Raw genomic sequence first — 15,853 nt, forward strand, 5'->3', positions numbered from 1 at the left:
GCATGGGTCCCCGCTTTCGCGGGGACGACGAATTAATCCGCAGGCGGCACGTAGCCTTGTGCCGCATCGGCGCCGTCGCCGAAGAAGTGCTTTTCCATCTGCGTGGCCAAGTATTTGCGTGCGCGCTGGTCGGCCAGGTTCAGGCGGTTTTCGTTGACCAGCATGGTCTGGTGCTTGAGCCATGCAGCCCAGGCTTCCTTGGACACCGACTCGTAAATCTTCTTACCCAGTTCACCCGGATACGGCGGGAAGTCCAAGCCCTCGGCTTCCTTGTTGAGTTTGATGCATTGAACGGTGCGGGCCATATGGGTTGCTCCTAAAGCTTTAAGTAAAAACGAGATTATAAGGTTTTAATCAGAACCTGGGATTTGCGCTGCCAGTTATACATGCGCTGGCGGTCCTTCGGCAGCGCATCGACGGTGGCCGGCGCGAAGCCGCGTTTGATGAACCAGTGCGAGGTGCGGGTGGTCAGGACGAACAGCTTGTTGACGCCCAGCGCGCGCGCACGGTTTTCCATGTGCTTGAGGATGCGGTCGCCGTCGCCCTGGCCCTGGACGTCGGGGTTGACGGTCAGGCATGCCATTTCGGCCATTTTCTGTTCCGGGAACGGATACAGCGCGGCGCAGCCGAAGATCACGCCATCATGCTCGATGACCGAGAACATCTCGATTTCGCGCTCGATCAGCTCGCGGCCGCGCTTGACCAGCGTGCCGTCGGCTTCGAGCGGTTCGATCAGCTTGATAATCCCGCCAACGTCCTCAATTGTGGCGGTGCGCAGCGATTCCAGGTTCTCGTGTGAGATCATGGTGCCCACGCCATCGTGGGTGAACAGTTCCAGCAGCGCCGAGCCGTCCATGTCGAACGAGACGATGTGCGAGCGTTCGACGCCGTTGTCGCAGGCCTTGACGCAATGTTTCAGGTAGAACGCGGTGGCGTCGGGCAGGAAGCCGGCCTGCAGCACGGCTTCGGCCTGGTGCGACGACAGCTCGCGAATCTCGAAGCCGCCGGCGTCGGTCATCAGCGGCGTTTCGGTGATGAAGATCAGTTTATCGGCGTGCAGCGCGATGGCGGTGGAGCAGGCCACGTCTTCCATGGTCAGGTTGAACGCCTCGCCGGTTGGCGAGAAGCCCAGCGGCGACAGCAGCACCAGACCGTCGGAGCCGAGAATGGAGTGGATGGTCTCGGCATCGACCTTGCGGGTGACGCCGGTCAGTTCCAGGTCGACGCCGTCGATCACGCCGAGCGGCTTGGCGGTGATGAAGTTGCCGGAAATGATACGGATCGCGGCGTTGGACATCGGCGTGTTCGGCAAGCCCTGGCTGAATGCGGCCTCGATGTCGAGGCGCAGTTCGCCGGCGGCTTCCTTGGCGCACTCCATGGCGGCGGTGTCGGTGATGCGCACGCCGTTGTGGAAGCGACCTTCGACGTTACGCAGCGCCAGTTGTTCGGCCACTTGCGGCCGTGAGCCGTAGACCACGGTGACGTTGATGTCGAGCGCGTGCAGCAGCGACAGGTCGTGGGCCAGCACCGGCAAGGCGCCGGCGGCCACCAGTTCACCTGGGAAGGCGACCACGAAGGTCTTGCCACGGAAAGCGTGGATGTAAGGCGCGACAGAGCGCAGCCATTGGACGAATTGGGTAGGATTTTCCATTAGCCGCATTATAATTCGGGGCGCGACGTCCGCGCCAAATACCTTTGTAAAAAACAATGTCAGAAGCCAGCAACAAGCCAAAAACCCCGACTCAACGGCCGCAAAACGCCCGATCCAGCCGCTCACAAGCACCACGCAAGCCGATCACCGTCGTTCCCGCGCAGGAGGGAACCCATGGTTCGCCGGAGGGGCGGCGTCCTATGGATTCCCGCCTGCGCGGGAATGACGGCGGATCGCGCGGCGACGGTCCGCGCCGCGATGCGCGGCCGCGTCTGACGCCGGAGGAGCAGGCGGCCCGCGAGGCCGAGCGCAATTTCCGCAACCCGCTGCCGCCGATTACCTTCCCGGAAGACCTGCCGGTCTCCGGCCGCCGCCAGGAAATCGCCGAAGCGCTGCAAAACAACCAGGTGGTCATCGTCTCCGGCGAAACCGGTTCCGGTAAAACCACCCAGCTGCCGAAGATCTGCCTGGAGCTGGGCCGTGGCCAAAAAGGCATGATCGGCCACACCCAGCCGCGCCGCATCGCTGCCTCGTCGACCGCCAAGCGCATCGCCGCGGAACTGGGCTCGCCGCTGGGCGAACACGTGGGCTTCAAAGTCCGCTTCGCCGACACGCTGCAAAAAGGCGCCTACGTCAAGCTGATGACCGACGGTATCCTGCTGACGGAAACGCAAAGCGACCCGCTGCTCAAGGCCTACGACACCATCATCATCGATGAAGCGCACGAACGCAGCCTGAACATCGACTTCCTGCTCGGCTACCTGAAACAGTTGCTGCCGCGCCGTCCGGACCTGAAGATCATCATCACTTCCGCGACCATCGACGCCGACCGCTTCGCGCGTCACTTCGGCACGCCGGAGAAGCCGGCGCCGGTGATCGAAGTCTCGGGCCGCCTGTATAAAGTGGAAGTGCGCTATCGCCCGATCGAAAGCGACGTAGTGGGTGGGGCAAATGCGCCGGCCGTGGCCAACGCCGATGGCAAGGGCGCGCGCACCGCCGCCGCCCGTGAAAAGCGCGACCTGATGGACGCCGTGATCGACGGCGTCGACGAAGTGGCGCGCATCGGTTCCGGCGACATCCTGGTGTTCCTGCCCGGCGAACGCGAAATCCGCGACGCCGCCGAAGCGCTGCGCAAGCACCATCCGCCGCACGTGGAAATCCTGCCGCTGTTCGCCCGCCTGTCGGCCGAGGAGCAGGAGCGCGTGTTCAAACTGACCAACGCGCGCCGCATCGTCCTGTCCACCAACGTGGCCGAGACCTCGCTGACCGTGCCCGGCATCCGCTACGTGGTGGACGCCGGCCTGGCGCGCGTGAAGCGCTACAGCTACCGCAACAAGGTCGAGCAATTGCAGATCGAGCCGATCGCGCAATCGGCCGCCAACCAGCGCGCCGGCCGATGCGGCCGCGTGGCCGATGGCGTCTGCATCCGCTTGTACGACGAGCAGGACTTCCTGCAACGGCCTAAATTTACCGAGCCGGAGATCCTGCGCTCGTCGCTGGCCTCCGTCATCCTGCGCATGAAGACCTTGCATCTGGCCGATGTGGAGACCTTCCCGTTCATCGAACCGCCGCTGGCGCGCGCCATCGCCGACGGCTACCAACTGCTGCAAGAGCTGGGCGCGGTCGATGAATACAACCAGATCACGCCGCTCGGCACCAAGCTGGCCAAGCTGCCGCTGGACCCGCGCGTCGGCCGCATGATTCTGGCGGCGCTGGACAACGTCTGCCTGACCGAAGTGCTGATCATCGCCTCGGCGCTGTCGGTGCAGGATCCGCGCGACCGGCCGATGGAACACCAGCAGGCCGCCGACGAAGCGCACAAGAAGTTCGCCGACGAGAAGTCCGAATTCCTCAGCTATATCAAGATCTGGCGCTGGTTTGAAAACGCGATTGAGCATAAGAAGACCAACCGCCAGTTGCAGGACAACTGCCGCACCAACTTCCTGTCGCAACTGCGCCTGCGCGAATGGCGCGACGTCCACTCGCAACTGCTCACCATCGTCAAGGAGCAGGGCTGGCGCCTGAACGAAGCGCCGGCGACCTACGAGAACCTGCACATGGCGCTGCTGACTGGCTTGCTGGGCAACGTCGGCTTCAAGATGGAAGACGATCCTGGCTTCCTCGGTGCGCGCGGCATCAAGTTCAATATCTGGCCGGGTTCTTCGCTGAGCAAAAAGCCGGGCAAATGGATCATGGCGGCGGAACTGGTGGATACCACCCGCCTGTACGCGCGCTGCATCGCGCAGATCCAGCCGGAGTGGCTGGAAAAGATCGGCGGCCACCTGCTGAAAAAATCGTGGGGCGAGCCGCGCTGGGAGAAACGGTCGGCACAGGTCACCGCATCCGAGCGCGCCACCTTGTACGGCCTGGTGGTGTACAGCCAGCGCCGCATCAACTACGGCTTGTTCAATCCTGCCGAGGCGCGCGAAATCTTCATTCGCGATGCGCTGGTCGGCGGCGATTACGAGACGCGTGCGCCGTTCTTCGCCCATAACCACAAGCTGATTAAAGAGATCGAGAACCTCGAACACAAGTCGCGCCGCCAGGACGTGCTGGTGGACGATGAACTGATCGCCGCCTTCTACGACAAGCTGCTGCCGGCCGATGTGGTCAATGGCGCCGGCTTCGAGAAGTGGCACAAGGACGTCACGGCGCAGGAGCCCAAGCTGCTGTTCCTCAACCGCGATGAGCTGATGCGCCACGAAGCGGCCGGCGTCACTACCGACCTTTTCCCGAAGAAGATGAGCGTCTCCGGCCTGGAGCTGGTGCTGACCTATCACTTCGAACCGGGCAGCGTGCGCGATGGCGTGACGCTGGCGGTGCCGCTGTATGCATTGAACCAGCTGTCGCGCGAACGCTGCGAATGGCTGGTGCCGGGCATGTTGAAGGAGAAGGTGCACCTGCTGCTGAAATCCCTGCCGCAGAAACTGCGCCGCCATTGCGTGCCGCTGCCGGATTACGCGGCCAGGTTCTGCGAGCGCGTGGAGGAGAAGCACGCCTTCGGCCGTGGCGAGTTGATTGACGCGATCATCGCCGATATTCGCAAGGAGATCACGGTAACGCCGCTGACCACCGACTTCAAGCCGGAGACGCTGCCGGCGCACCATTTCATGAACTTCAAGGTGATCGACGAGCATGGGCGCCAGCTGGACATGGGCCGCAACCTCGCCACTTTGCAGGCGGAATACGGCACGCAGGCGCGCGAGAGCTTCCAGAAGATGGCCGAGGCTTCTGGCCCGCAGTCGACGGTTGCGGCGCGCGCGGTGGTGCCAGCGAAGGCCGTCGCACCGGCGAAAGCCGGTGCCCATGCGACGCCTGACGCAGCCAAGTCCAGCACGACAGCCAGCAACATCACGCTGACCAACCTGACCTCGTGGACCTTCGGCGAACTGCCGGAGTTGCTGGAAATCGCCCAGGGCAAGCTGACGCTGATCGGTTTCCCGGCGCTGGTGGACAAGATTACCCACTGCGACCTGGAAGTCTTCGACGATCCAACGGTGGCGGCGCGTACGCACCGCGTCGGCCTGCGCCGTCTGTTTGCCTTGCAGATGAAGGACCAGATCAAGTTCATTGAAAAGAGCATCCCCAATTTGCAGCAAATGGGCATGCAGTTCATGAGCATGGGCACGCAGGAAGAACTGCGCGAGCAGATCATCAACAAGGCGCTGGACATCGCGTGTCTGCAAGACCCGCTGCCGATCGACGCCGCCAGTTTCGCCAAGCGCAAGGACGAAGGCAAATCGCGCCTGGTGCTGCTGGTGAACGAGATCGCGCGTCTGCTGTCGCAGGTGCTGACCGAGTTCCACGGCCTGCCGAAACGCCTGCAAGGCTTGTCGCAGCAGGCGGCGCAGGATATGCAGCAGCAGCTGCAAGGCCTGGTGCACAAGCGCTTTCTGCAGGAGAATGACTACAGCCAGCTGGCGCACTTCCCGCGCTATTTGAAGGCGATGAATGTGCGGATCGAAAAGCTGCGCGGCGATCCCGCGCGCGATACGAAGCTGATGGCGGAGTGGCAGCAGGCCGCAGCAGCCTACCTGCGCGCGAGCCGCGATAAATCGGCCGGCAAGAACACCGATCCGAAGATGGTGGAATTCCGCTGGATGCTGGAGGAGTTGCGCGTGTCGCTGTTTGCGCAGGAGTTGCGCACGCCGATGCCGGTATCGGCCAAGCGCTTGCTTAAAGTGTGGGAATCCATGCAGCGCTAAGCGGTTCTCCGCACGCTTGATGCGGCGGCTTTCAGGTAGACTGTGGCAACAGGGAGATGTTGCGATGGCCAAATCCGGAAAGCTGCTGCGTAGTCTGATCCGCGCCGGCACGCGCACAGCCAAGCTATTCGCCGCCATGGCGACGCCGCCGGCCACGCCCAAGCCCCGCCGACCACGCATAAAGCCGATCAGCGCCAAATCGCCCACCGCATCCGTCGCCAAACCTTCCGCCCCACGCTCCGCCGCCAAGACCCGAACATCGCGCACGACCGCGGCGCCGACGCTTCGCCCGTCCGCCGTCGCTCCCGGCAAATGGCTCGCCGCGCACGCGCTGACTGCCGCCGGGCAGCGCATGAGCTACTGGCTCTATCTGCCCAAGCATCTTCCCGAACGCGCCGAACGCCAGGGCATGCCGCTGGTCGTCATGCTGCACGGCTGCCAGCAGACCGCCACCCAGTTTGCGCAAGGCACGCGCATGAATCTATGGGCAGAGAAGAAGGGCTACGCTGTGCTCTATCCGCAGCAACTCGCCACCATTCAGCCGCAGCGCTGCTGGAAATGGTATGACCGCGCCACGCAGGAGGGCGGCGGCGATGTCCCGACCATCCTCACCATGATCCACCAGGTGCTGACGCAGTACGCCATCGACCGCTCGCGCATCTACGTGGCCGGCATATCGGCCGGCGCCGGCATGGCCAACATCCTGGCGCTGAACCACCCGCGATTATTCGCCGCCGTCGGTCTGCACTCCGGCCCCGTGTTCGGCGTCGGCCACAACACGCTCGGCGCGCTGGGCGTGATGAAGCACGGCGCCGGACTGCGGACCGACACCGCCGTCCACGAGCTCCTGCAACGCCAGCCGCAATTTCCTGGCATGCCCGCCATCCTGCTGCAAGGCGCTGGCGACAACGTGGTCCGCCCCATCAACCAGATCCAGCTGGCACGCCAGAGCATGCTGCTGAACCGTCTCGCCGGCCCGGCCAAAGTCACGTTCAAACCGAAAGGCCGCCACAACGCCCACCAGCTGCACGACCTGTACGTCGGCCGTAAACTGATGCTGCGCATCGCCCATATCGAACAACTGGAACACGCCTGGAGCGGCGGCGATCCCGCGCTTGCCTTTAACGCCAAAGCGGGCCCCGACGCCAGCAAAATGCTGCTGGAATTCTTCTCGCGCCACCAGCGCTAACGGTGACTTACAGCAGCAGGAAGGCCAGCGCCGCGATGGCGGTTGGGGCCAGAGCGCCGGCCAGCAGGCCGAGGGCGCCGATGGATTCGTCGCGGAAGCCGCGCCGCAGCAGCGAGGCGCCGGCCGGATTCGGCGCGTTGGCGATCACCGTCAGGCCGCCGCCAGTGACGGCGCCGGCCATCAGCATGTATTGCGCGTGCGGCGAGATGCCGTCGATCAGCGAGCCGAGATAGGTGAGGGCGGCGTTGTCGGTGATGGCCGTCAGGCTCATTGCACCGAAGAACAGCGCCAGCGGCGACAGGCTTTCGACGATCGGTTGCAGCCACCATTGCTGCATCCCGCCCAGCACCACCAGCCCCGCCAGGAAGAAGCCGACCAGCAAGCCTTCCTTGATGATCAGCGGACTCTGGTAACGCTGGTAGGCGCTGGTAAAGCCGAGGAACAGCATGAAGATGCCGAGGAACAGTTCGACATGGTGGCCCAGCACCACCACCGCCGCCAGAAAGCCCAGATGGATCAGCGTCACCGCCCATGGCACCGCAGGCGCAGTGTCGGCCGCGGCGTCCGGCGCCGGCGCCCGCAGATGCTTGCGCAGCATGAGGCTGATCACGGTGGCGTTGATCAGCACCGCGATTAGCGCCTTCCAGCCGAACTGCGACGCCATGTGGGCGGTGTCCCATTCCCAGGTGGCGGCCACCATCAGCACCGGCGGCGCGGCGTAGGAGGTCAGCAGGCCGCCGATGGAAATGTTCACGAACAGCGCGCCCAGCGCCGCATACTTCAGCCATTCCGGCATGCCGTCGCGGAAAATGAGCGGCGCCAGCATCAGCGCCGCCAGCGTCATCGCGGCCGGTTCGGTGATCAGCGAACCGGTCAGCGGCACCAGCGCCAGGCCGAACCACACCAGCGCCAGTTCGGCTGGCACCGGCAGCCATCGCGCCAGCGCCGACAGGACCCGCTGGACGAACGCCATCACCGGGCGCGAGGCCGCCACCACCATCACCACAAACACAAACAGCGGCTCGGTGTACTGGCGTGATTCGGCATAGGCGATGGCCGCCTGGCCGCCGTTGAGCAAGGCCAGCGCAATCATCAAAATAAACGCCCAGAAGCCGAACACCACCTCGACCTCGCCCAGCAGATGGAACAGCCCGGCATGCCGCGGATGGCGATGCGCCAGCTTCTCGAAAGACTTGGCGGCGAAGGTGTGAATCAGCGCCAGACCGAACAGGATTGCGCCTACTAGTTGTATCGTTTGCAAAGTGCTTCCTTTGATCATTTCTCCCGGGTACATGGTACAGCAAAGGTAAAAAAACCTTGTCAAACTAGGATGCAGATAGTACTGTGTATTTATACAGTATTTTGCGGTACAATCTCATGACCCTCCCGGAAACCCTGCATCCGTCGCTCTGGCGCGCGGACCAACTGGCGCACAGCGCCACGCGCTGCGCAGACACCGGCTTTGCCGCCTTGTCCGCGCAGTTGCCGGGAGGCGGCTGGCCGCTGGGCACCTTGATCGATCTGCTGGTGCAGCAACACGGTATCGGCGAGCTGCGCCTGTTGCAGCCGGCCTTGGCCGCGCTGGACAAGCGTCCCATCGTGCTGTTGCAACCGCCGCACTTGCCGCAGGCGCTGGCGCTGGCCGCGCTGGGGCTGGAGCCATCGCAACTGTTGTGGGTGCGCAGCGGCGCCAAGGCCAGCGATGCGCTGTGGGCAGCCGAACAAATCCTGCGCAGCGGCTGTTGCGGCGCGCTGCTGTTCTGGCAAAAGCAGGCGCGCGGCGAAACGCTGCGGCGGCTGCATCTGGCGGCGCAAAGCGGCGAGACCCTGTTCTGCATGGTGCGGCCGCTGGCGGCCGCGCAGGATGCGTCGCCGGCGCCGTTGCGGCTGTCGTTGAAACCGGCGGCGGGCGGAATCGACATCGGCTTTGTCAAACGGCGCGGACCGCAACGCGATACGCCCTTGTTCTTACCTTTAACACCTGCTTTGCTTCAACGCCATGCGCCTCTGGATCGCGATACACCTGCCACAGCTCCCGCTCGAAGTATTCTGCCCGCGCTGGTCAACTGACCAGGGCACGGTGGTGCTGGAGCAGGAGCGCGTGATCGCCCTGTCGGCGGCGGCGTATGAAGCCGGCGTGCGCCGGGGCTTGCGGCGCGGCGGCGCCATCATGCTGGCGCCGCACACGCAGTTCCAGCAGCGCTCATTGCCGCTGGAAGCGGAAGCATTGCAAGCCACCGCGCTGGCGCTGCTGCAATTTACGCCGCAACTGGCTGAGGCGGAAGAGGCCACACTGCTATTGGACGTCGGCGCCAGCCTGCGCCTGTTTGGCGGTATCCGCGCGCTGTGTCATCGGGTGGCGCAGAGCGTGCGGGCGCTGGGTTTCACCGGCACGCTCAGCTGCGCGCCGACCGCGCGCGGCGCCTGGATGCTGGCGCGCAGCAACGCCGGCCGCGCCTTGACGATGGCGTCGCTGGAGCGCCGTCTGGACAGCTTGCCGCCCGGCCTGCTGCCGCCGGCGCGCGCCTATCTGGACTGGCTGGAAGGCATCGGCTGCCTGACCATCGGCCAACTGCGTCGCCTGCCGCGTCCCGGCTTGCAGCGCCGTTGCGGCCGCGCCTTGCTGGACATGCTGGACGACGCCCATGGCGCCCGTCCGGAGATGCACCAATGGCTGGCGGCGCCGGCCAGTTTCCACGCCAAGCTGGAACTGTTCGACCGCGTGGAAAATGCCGAAGCGCTGCTGTTCGGCGCGCACCGGCTGGTGCTGCAACTGACCGGCTGGCTCAGCGCGCACCAGTTGGCGGTGGAGCGCATCCAGCTGTTGCTGGAACACGAGCGCGGCCGCGTCGCCGGCCCGCCGACGGTGGTGGAAATCATGCTGGCCGAACCGACCTGGAAAGACACGCATCTGGTGCGCCTGCTGAAGGAGCGGCTGGCCAAGCTGGCGTTGCCGGCGCCGGTCATCGGCCTGTGCCTGGAAGCGCCGCAGGTGCAGCCGATGGCGCCGCCCAGCGAATCGCTGTTCCCCGAACCGGGCGGCAGCAAGGAAGACTGGCAGCGCCTGCTGGAACTGCTGGCCGCGCGGCTGGGGGCGGACAACGTGCTGCAAGCCGCACCCAACGCCGACTACCGGCCCGAGCACGCCAACAGCTGGGTCAGCATCCAGACAAAAATTCGCCCGGCCGAGGCGCGCGCGCAACTGCCGTCGGACATCGGCAGCCTGCCGCGTCCGACCTGGCTGCTGCCCAAGCCGATTGCGTTGATGATGCGCGACCATCGTCCGTACTACGGTTCGCCGCTGCGCATCCGCTCCACCGGCGAGCGCATCGAATCGGGCTGGTGGGGCGCGATGCAGACCCGCGATTACTTCATGGCGCAAGGAGAGGACAACGCACACTACTGGCTGTTCAAGGAGCGCGACAGCGGCGCCACGGAGCCCGAAACGCGCTGGTATCTGCATGGATTGTTTGGATAGCACGTATCATGCGCTTTTTGCTTCCACTTAATCGACGCCATGAAGATAGGCCCGCTGTTATTGCCGTACACCGCGCTGTTGCTGTTGATCGTGGTAACCATCAGCTTTGCGATCGCCCGCTATTTCGACCGCCGCAACGAGCGCAAGATCGAGACGTCGATCACCATCATGTTTATTGCGGCGGTGCTGGTGGCGCGGCTGGGGTTTGTGTTGCGCTACCATTCCTTGTACCTGAACCATCCCTTGACCATGCTCGACATCCGCGATGGCGGCTGGGACGCGCAAAGCGGCGTGATTGCCGCCTGGGTGGTTGCATTGGTGATATGGCAGCGCGACCGCGCCATCCGCAAGGCTGTCGCGGTGACGGTCGGCACGGCCAGCGTGCTGTGGCTGGCAGGCTCGGTGCTATTGTTCATCAACCCGTCGGCGCAGGGCAGCATGCCCGGCAACGCCTTGCGCAACCTGAACGGCCAGCAAGTGACGCTGTCGGATTTTCACGGCAAACCGACCGTCATCAATTTCTGGGCGACCTGGTGTCCGCCGTGTCAAAAGGAAATGCCGGCCATGGCGCACGTCCAGGCACAGCGGCCGGACGTGAACTTTGTGTTCGTCAACCAGGGCGAATCGCCGCAAGTGATCCAGCAATTCCTGGCGGCGGGGCGGCTGGCGCTGAACAACGTGCTGCTGGACCCGACGCAAGCGACCGCGCGCGGGTTTTCGGTGATGGGCTATCCCACCACCTTGTTCTTCGATGCCTCCGGCAAGCTGGTGTATCAGCACATGGGGCCGTTGTCGGAAGCGGCGCTGCTCCATCGTTTGGATGAGACGGGCACCCAAGGCGGCGGAAGTTTGGTTAAATAGGCGCAGACATTCTTTTCAGGAAAACCGATGCAATCTCAGCGACAGGAATTTATCGGCGCGCACGGCCACAAGCTGGCGGCGCGGCTGGATGGGCCGGACGGCGCGGTCAAGGCCTACGCGCTGTTTGCGCACTGCTTTACCTGCGGCAAGGATGTGTTTGCCGCCAGCCGGGTGGCGCAGGCCTTGACCGAACACGGCATCGCCGTGCTGCGCTTTGACTTTACCGGCCTGGGCGCCAGTGAAGGAGAGTTCGCCAACACCAACTTCTCGTCCAACCTGGCCGATCTGGTGGCGGCCGCCGATTTCATGCGCCAGACCTACCAGGCGCCGCAGCTGCTGATCGGCCACAGCCTGGGCGGCGCGGCGGTGCTGGCGTCGGCCGATCAGATGCCGGAAGTAAAGGCGGTGGTGACGATTGCCGCGCCGAGCGATCCGGTATCGGTCACCGGCCTGTTCAGCCAGCATCTGGACGAGATCGCGCGCGACGGCGAGGCGCTGGTGCAACTGGCCGGCCGGCCGTTCCGCATCCAGCAGCAATTTGTCGAAGATGCGGGCGGGCACAATTTGAAGTTGAAGATCGCGGCCCTGCGGCGGGCCTTGCTGGTGATGCATGCGCCGGGCGACGACACGGTCGGTCTCAGCAATGCGATGGAGATTTTCACCGCCGCCAGGCATCCGAAAAGTTTCATCTCGCTGGACAGCGCCGACCACCTGCTGACACGGCGGGACGACGCCGTGTATGTGGCCAATGTGATCGCGGTCTGGGCCGACCGCTATCTGTTTTAGAAGTCTTCCGACAGGTCTTTCCAGCCTTTGCTGACGGCAAAGGCGGTGAACTCGTCCGGTGCTTCCAGCACCAGCAGACGGCCTTCCTGCAACACCGGATCGCCGGCGGTCAGGTCCGGGCCCTTGTAGCCGACGGTGCGCAGTTGCGCCACCACGGCAGCAATCAGCGCCTTGTCTTTGTGCAGGCCGCTGATCGGCGCTTTGAAGTCGACGTAGACGTCGATGGCGCCATAGCCTTCGTCAAAAATACGAATCGCGCTGGCGTCGTGGGCACGGCCGGAGCCGTCGGAGGCCTTGAACGGGCCGCTGAGTTGGATGTCGGTATCTTGTGTCATAGGATGAGCATACACGCCAGAAACGGCTTAGTCCACTTTCGGCAGCGCCATGCCGCGCTGCACCGCCGGCCGGGCGCCGATCATGGTGAGCCAGCGCTGCAGGTTGGGCTTGCTGTCGAGCTTGTCGCCCAGCGCCGGTTTCAGCTTGTCCAGCACGCCAACCGCCCACGGGTAGCAGGCGATGTCGGCAATGCTGTAGTGGGTGCCGGCGATATAGACGTTGTCGGCCAGTTGCCTGTCCATCACGCCCAGCAGCCGGTCCGCTTCCTCGACGAAATGCTGGATCGCCAGTTCGGACTTTTCTTCCGCGCGGATGGCGAAAAAGCCGACCTGGCCCAGCATCGGGCCCAGGCCGCCGATCTGCCAGTGCAGCCACTCCAGCACCTTGTAGCGCGCCGGGCCGGCGGCGGGCAGCAGCTTGCCGGTCTTCTCGGCCAGGTAGGTGAGGATGGCGCCGCTTTCAAAGATGCTGACGGTGCCGCCATCCACATCGGTATCGACGATGGCGGGGATTTTGTTATTGGGGGAAAGGGCCAGGAACGCGGGCGTGAACTGTTCGCCCTTGCCGATGTTGACCGGCTCGATGGCGTACTGCAGGCCCAGTTCCTCCAGCATGATGGGGATTTTGCGGCCGTTGGGCGTGGTCCAGGTGTACAGGGTCAGCATGGTGGTCCTCGGGATGGATTTCCGTAACGATAATCCATCCCGCCATAACGCCGCGCCCTGTAGTAACCTCCCGGGTTTGAGCTTACTTCAGTGGTTGCAGGATGGCGTCCAGGCGGTCCGGCGTGCCTTCGATGCGTTCCAGGCGCGGGTACTTCAGGCCGCCGTGGTAGTCGAGCGAGACGGTCTGGTACAGATTGCCTTTCTTTACCAGCAGACTGATCGGCTCTTTGCCGTCCTTGGCCGCCGTCACTGCCGCGCGCAGCAGTTCGGCCTTGTAGGCGCGGCCGTTGACGGCCAGCAGCGTGGTGCCGCCCGACAGGCCAGCCTTGAAGCCGACGCCGTCCCACTGGAACGCTTCCAGCTTGCCGTCCGCCCCCACCGAGAAGCCCAGCGAGTACTGGAAGTTGGCCGATTTGCTCAAGTCTTCCTGCGCCTTGAGGAACTCGGTCGGCTTGTCGCTGTAAGCCAGTTTCCAGCCGGCGCGCGCCAGGCCGTCCAGCGGCGCGCCCGGGCCGTGGCCGTCCAGGCGGGTACGCAGGAATTTGGCCCACTCGTACGGCTGTACCGCGTTGAGGGCTTTGACCACGTCGTCGAAGGTGTACGGCTTGGCGACGTTGACGCCGTCATCCACGCCGAAGAAGGCTTTGGCGAAATCGTTCAGCGATTTCTTGTCGCCCGACAGTTCGCGGATCTTGGTGTCGGCATCCAGCCAGATCAGTTCGCCTTCCGAGTAGTAATCCTCGGCACGCTGCCAGTTGTTCCAGCCTTGCGGGCGGCGGGCGTTGATGATCGGGTCGTTGACGGTGTCCTGCACCGCGCGCCAGTCGCGGCCCTTGACGTTGTCGTAGCGGGCGGCGGTGGCGGCGATCAGGTCGCGCGTGTGTTCCGGCTTGATCAGGCCCGAGCGCGCGGCCAAGACGGCGCCCCAGTACTGGGTCTGGCCTTCGTACACCCACAGCAGTTCATTTTGCAGCGGAGTGTTGAAGTCGGCCACGGCCTGGCCGGCTGGACGGCGGAATTTGCCGTTCCAAGAGTGCGTGAATTCATGCGGCAGCAGTTCGCGGCGCGCTTCGTATTTCTTCCATTCGGCGAAGTAGCCCAGCTTGACGCCGTTCTCGCTCGACTGGTGGTGCTCACGGCCGATGCCGCCGAATTCGTCGCTGATGGCGAACAGGAAATCGTAGTGCTTGTAGTGCTGCGAGTTGAACAGTTTGTAGGCTTGCTGGATCAGTTCGCGGTGCGGTGCGATCTGTTCCGGCGTGGCGTCCAGTTGTTCGGCCGAGTCGGCCACGACGTTCAGGTGCACCGGAATTTTCGCGCCCGGATCGAGGTCGATGCGGCGGAAGTAGCGGCCGGCGAACAGCGGCGAATCGACCAGCGTTTCCAGGTCGGTTGGTTTGAAGGCGATCTGGTCGCCAGTACGGGTCTGCTGCTCCAGCGCGCTGCCGAACTGCCAGCCGGCCGGCACGGTCAGGTTGGGCTGCACCGTGATCTTGTTGCTGGCGTAGCCGGCCGGATACAGCGCCACCGATTGCCATTGCACGCCCAGGATGTCGTTGGTCATGGTGGTGCGGCCCTGGTTGGCTTCCACCGGCGACAGGTATTCGAATTCGACCTCGACGCTATTGGCGCCTTTCGGCACGGTGAGGTGGAAGGCGTAGACGTTGACCGGGTCGCGCGTCCATTCCACCGGCTGGCCGTTGGCGCTGACCTTGAGGCCGGCGAACTGGTTCAGCGCGCCGCTCGGGCCGTGATTGCCAGGGATCCACTGCGGATACAGTAGCGTCAGCTTGCCGGCCTTGGCCGGGATGCTTTCGCGCACGCGGAAGATCTGCTGGGCGGTGTTGGTGGCGTCCACTTTCAGAACGATGGTGCCTGGATAAGGCTGGTCGGAAGCGGCTTGGGCGCTGAAGGCGGTAGCCAGCACGGCGGCAAGTACGGCACGGGTCAAGGTCATAGTTGGCACACGAAACGGTTGAACAAGAGAAAGAGTGTAGCACGCGCTGAACTTGCAAATCTCGCAAAACGCGTGCCGCAATGCAGCGAAAAAAAATTCGCACAAAAACTCTTGAAAGCCGTGCGGCACGACGCATATGGGAATCAGCGGTTGCCCAGATGGGGACCGTGAGAGGGGATGTTCCCCGGTTTAACCATATCGCTTATTTTGACAAGGATATCTATCATGCGTACTTTTGACCTCGCCCCACTGTACCGTTCCGCCATTGGCTTCGATCGTCTGGCACAACTGCTGAACGACGCCCAACGCAGCGAGACCCCTAGCTATCCCCCATACAACATCGAGCTGGTATCGGATGACCAGTACCGCATCGTCATGGCCCTGGCCGGTTTCGACCGTTCGGAAATCGACATCACCTTCGAGCGTGACGCGCTGACCGTGGTCGGCCGCAAACAGAAGGACGCCACCGAGCGCACCTATCTGCATCGCGGCATCGCCGCCCGTGACTTCGAGCAGCGCTTCCAGCTGGCCAACCACGTCAAAGTGACCGGCGCCAGCTTCGACAACGGCATGCTCACCATTGAACTGGTGCGGGAAATTCCGGAAGCGCTGAAACCACGCAAAATCGTCATCGACGGCGGCGAAAACGTCACCGCGCTGGAGCAGCGTCAGGCCGCTTGATGCGCGCTTAATCACGCTTTAATGCAGTAGTTGCAACTGGCCGG

13 protein-coding genes are annotated in these 15,853 nt (G+C 63.9%); 7 read left to right on the forward strand and 6 right to left on the reverse strand.

Annotated elements, in window-relative coordinates:
• Nucleotides 1-32: 32 nt before the first annotated feature.
• Both GTP55_RS04940 and argA read right to left on the reverse strand, forming a co-directional pair.
• Nucleotides 33-305 carry an oxidative damage protection protein gene (locus tag GTP55_RS04940; RefSeq protein WP_161043868.1) on the reverse strand — a complete coding sequence of 91 codons (273 nt, stop codon included), beginning with the start codon at nt 303-305 and terminating at the stop codon, nt 33-35.
• A gap of 35 nt (nt 306-340) precedes the next feature.
• Nucleotides 341-1,651 (reverse strand): amino-acid N-acetyltransferase, encoded by a 1,311-nt coding sequence (gene argA / locus GTP55_RS04945; RefSeq protein ID WP_161043869.1) that lies wholly within the window; start codon nt 1,649-1,651, stop codon nt 341-343.
• A 56-nt stretch (nt 1,652-1,707) separates the two neighbouring features.
• Between argA and hrpA the strand changes: the two genes are divergently transcribed.
• Both hrpA and GTP55_RS04955 read left to right on the forward strand, forming a co-directional pair.
• Nucleotides 1,708-5,856 (forward strand): ATP-dependent RNA helicase HrpA, encoded by a 4,149-nt coding sequence (gene hrpA, locus GTP55_RS04950; RefSeq protein WP_161043870.1) that lies wholly within the window; start codon nt 1,708-1,710, stop codon nt 5,854-5,856.
• 64 nt (nt 5,857-5,920) lie between these two features.
• Nucleotides 5,921-7,045: an extracellular catalytic domain type 1 short-chain-length polyhydroxyalkanoate depolymerase gene (locus tag GTP55_RS04955; protein ID WP_202423562.1), complete on the forward strand. Its 1,125-nt coding sequence runs from the start codon at nt 5,921-5,923 to the stop codon at nt 7,043-7,045.
• A gap of 7 nt (nt 7,046-7,052) precedes the next feature.
• Here GTP55_RS04955 and GTP55_RS04960 read toward each other — a convergent pair whose 3' ends face one another.
• Nucleotides 7,053-8,306: a putative Na+/H+ antiporter gene (locus tag GTP55_RS04960; protein WP_161043871.1), complete on the reverse strand. Its 1,254-nt coding sequence runs from the start codon at nt 8,304-8,306 to the stop codon at nt 7,053-7,055.
• Between the two features lie 116 nt (nt 8,307-8,422).
• On the opposite strand from GTP55_RS04960, the gene imuA reads away from it, so the two are divergent.
• The 4 genes from imuA to GTP55_RS04980 are packed head-to-tail and all read left to right on the forward strand — an operon-like array spanning nt 8,423 to nt 12,170.
• Nucleotides 8,423-9,115 (forward strand): translesion DNA synthesis-associated protein ImuA, encoded by a 693-nt coding sequence (gene imuA / locus GTP55_RS04965; RefSeq protein ID WP_161043872.1) that lies wholly within the window; start codon nt 8,423-8,425, stop codon nt 9,113-9,115.
• The gene (locus GTP55_RS04970) at nt 9,045-10,523 is read left to right on the forward strand and encodes a Y-family DNA polymerase (RefSeq protein ID WP_161043873.1); all 1,479 of its coding nucleotides are present in this window, start codon (nt 9,045-9,047) and stop codon (nt 10,521-10,523) included. Before imuA ends, GTP55_RS04970 begins: the two co-directional genes overlap by 71 nt.
• Nucleotides 10,524-10,562: 39 nt before the next feature.
• The gene (locus GTP55_RS04975; RefSeq protein WP_161043874.1) at nt 10,563-11,384 is read left to right on the forward strand and encodes a TlpA disulfide reductase family protein; all 822 of its coding nucleotides are present in this window, start codon (nt 10,563-10,565) and stop codon (nt 11,382-11,384) included.
• A 27-nt stretch (nt 11,385-11,411) separates the two neighbouring features.
• Nucleotides 11,412-12,170 carry an alpha/beta hydrolase family protein gene (locus GTP55_RS04980; RefSeq protein WP_161043875.1) on the forward strand — a complete coding sequence of 253 codons (759 nt, stop codon included), beginning with the start codon at nt 11,412-11,414 and terminating at the stop codon, nt 12,168-12,170.
• Here the strand turns inward: GTP55_RS04980 and GTP55_RS04985 are convergent.
• The 3 genes from GTP55_RS04985 to GTP55_RS04995 form a co-directional block, all read right to left on the reverse strand.
• Complete coding sequence (locus tag GTP55_RS04985) at nt 12,167-12,505, reverse strand: hypothetical protein (RefSeq protein WP_161043876.1); 339 nt, start codon at nt 12,503-12,505, stop codon at nt 12,167-12,169. The two genes, GTP55_RS04980 and GTP55_RS04985, sit on opposite strands and share 4 nt — an antisense overlap.
• A 27-nt stretch (nt 12,506-12,532) precedes the next feature.
• Nucleotides 12,533-13,171 (reverse strand): glutathione S-transferase family protein, encoded by a 639-nt coding sequence (locus GTP55_RS04990; protein WP_161043877.1) that lies wholly within the window; start codon nt 13,169-13,171, stop codon nt 12,533-12,535.
• A gap of 82 nt (nt 13,172-13,253) precedes the next feature.
• Entirely contained in the window at nt 13,254-15,128 is a 1,875-nt protein-coding gene (locus GTP55_RS04995) for a M61 family metallopeptidase (RefSeq protein WP_161043878.1), read from the reverse strand.
• Between the two features lie 225 nt (nt 15,129-15,353).
• On the opposite strand from GTP55_RS04995, the gene GTP55_RS05000 reads away from it, so the two are divergent.
• The gene (locus GTP55_RS05000; RefSeq protein WP_161043879.1) at nt 15,354-15,809 is read left to right on the forward strand and encodes an Hsp20 family protein; all 456 of its coding nucleotides are present in this window, start codon (nt 15,354-15,356) and stop codon (nt 15,807-15,809) included.
• Nucleotides 15,810-15,853 lie beyond the last annotated feature (44 nt).

This window comes from Duganella margarita, from assembly GCF_009857535.1.
GTDB lineage: Bacteria > Pseudomonadota > Gammaproteobacteria > Burkholderiales > Burkholderiaceae_D > Rugamonas > Rugamonas margarita.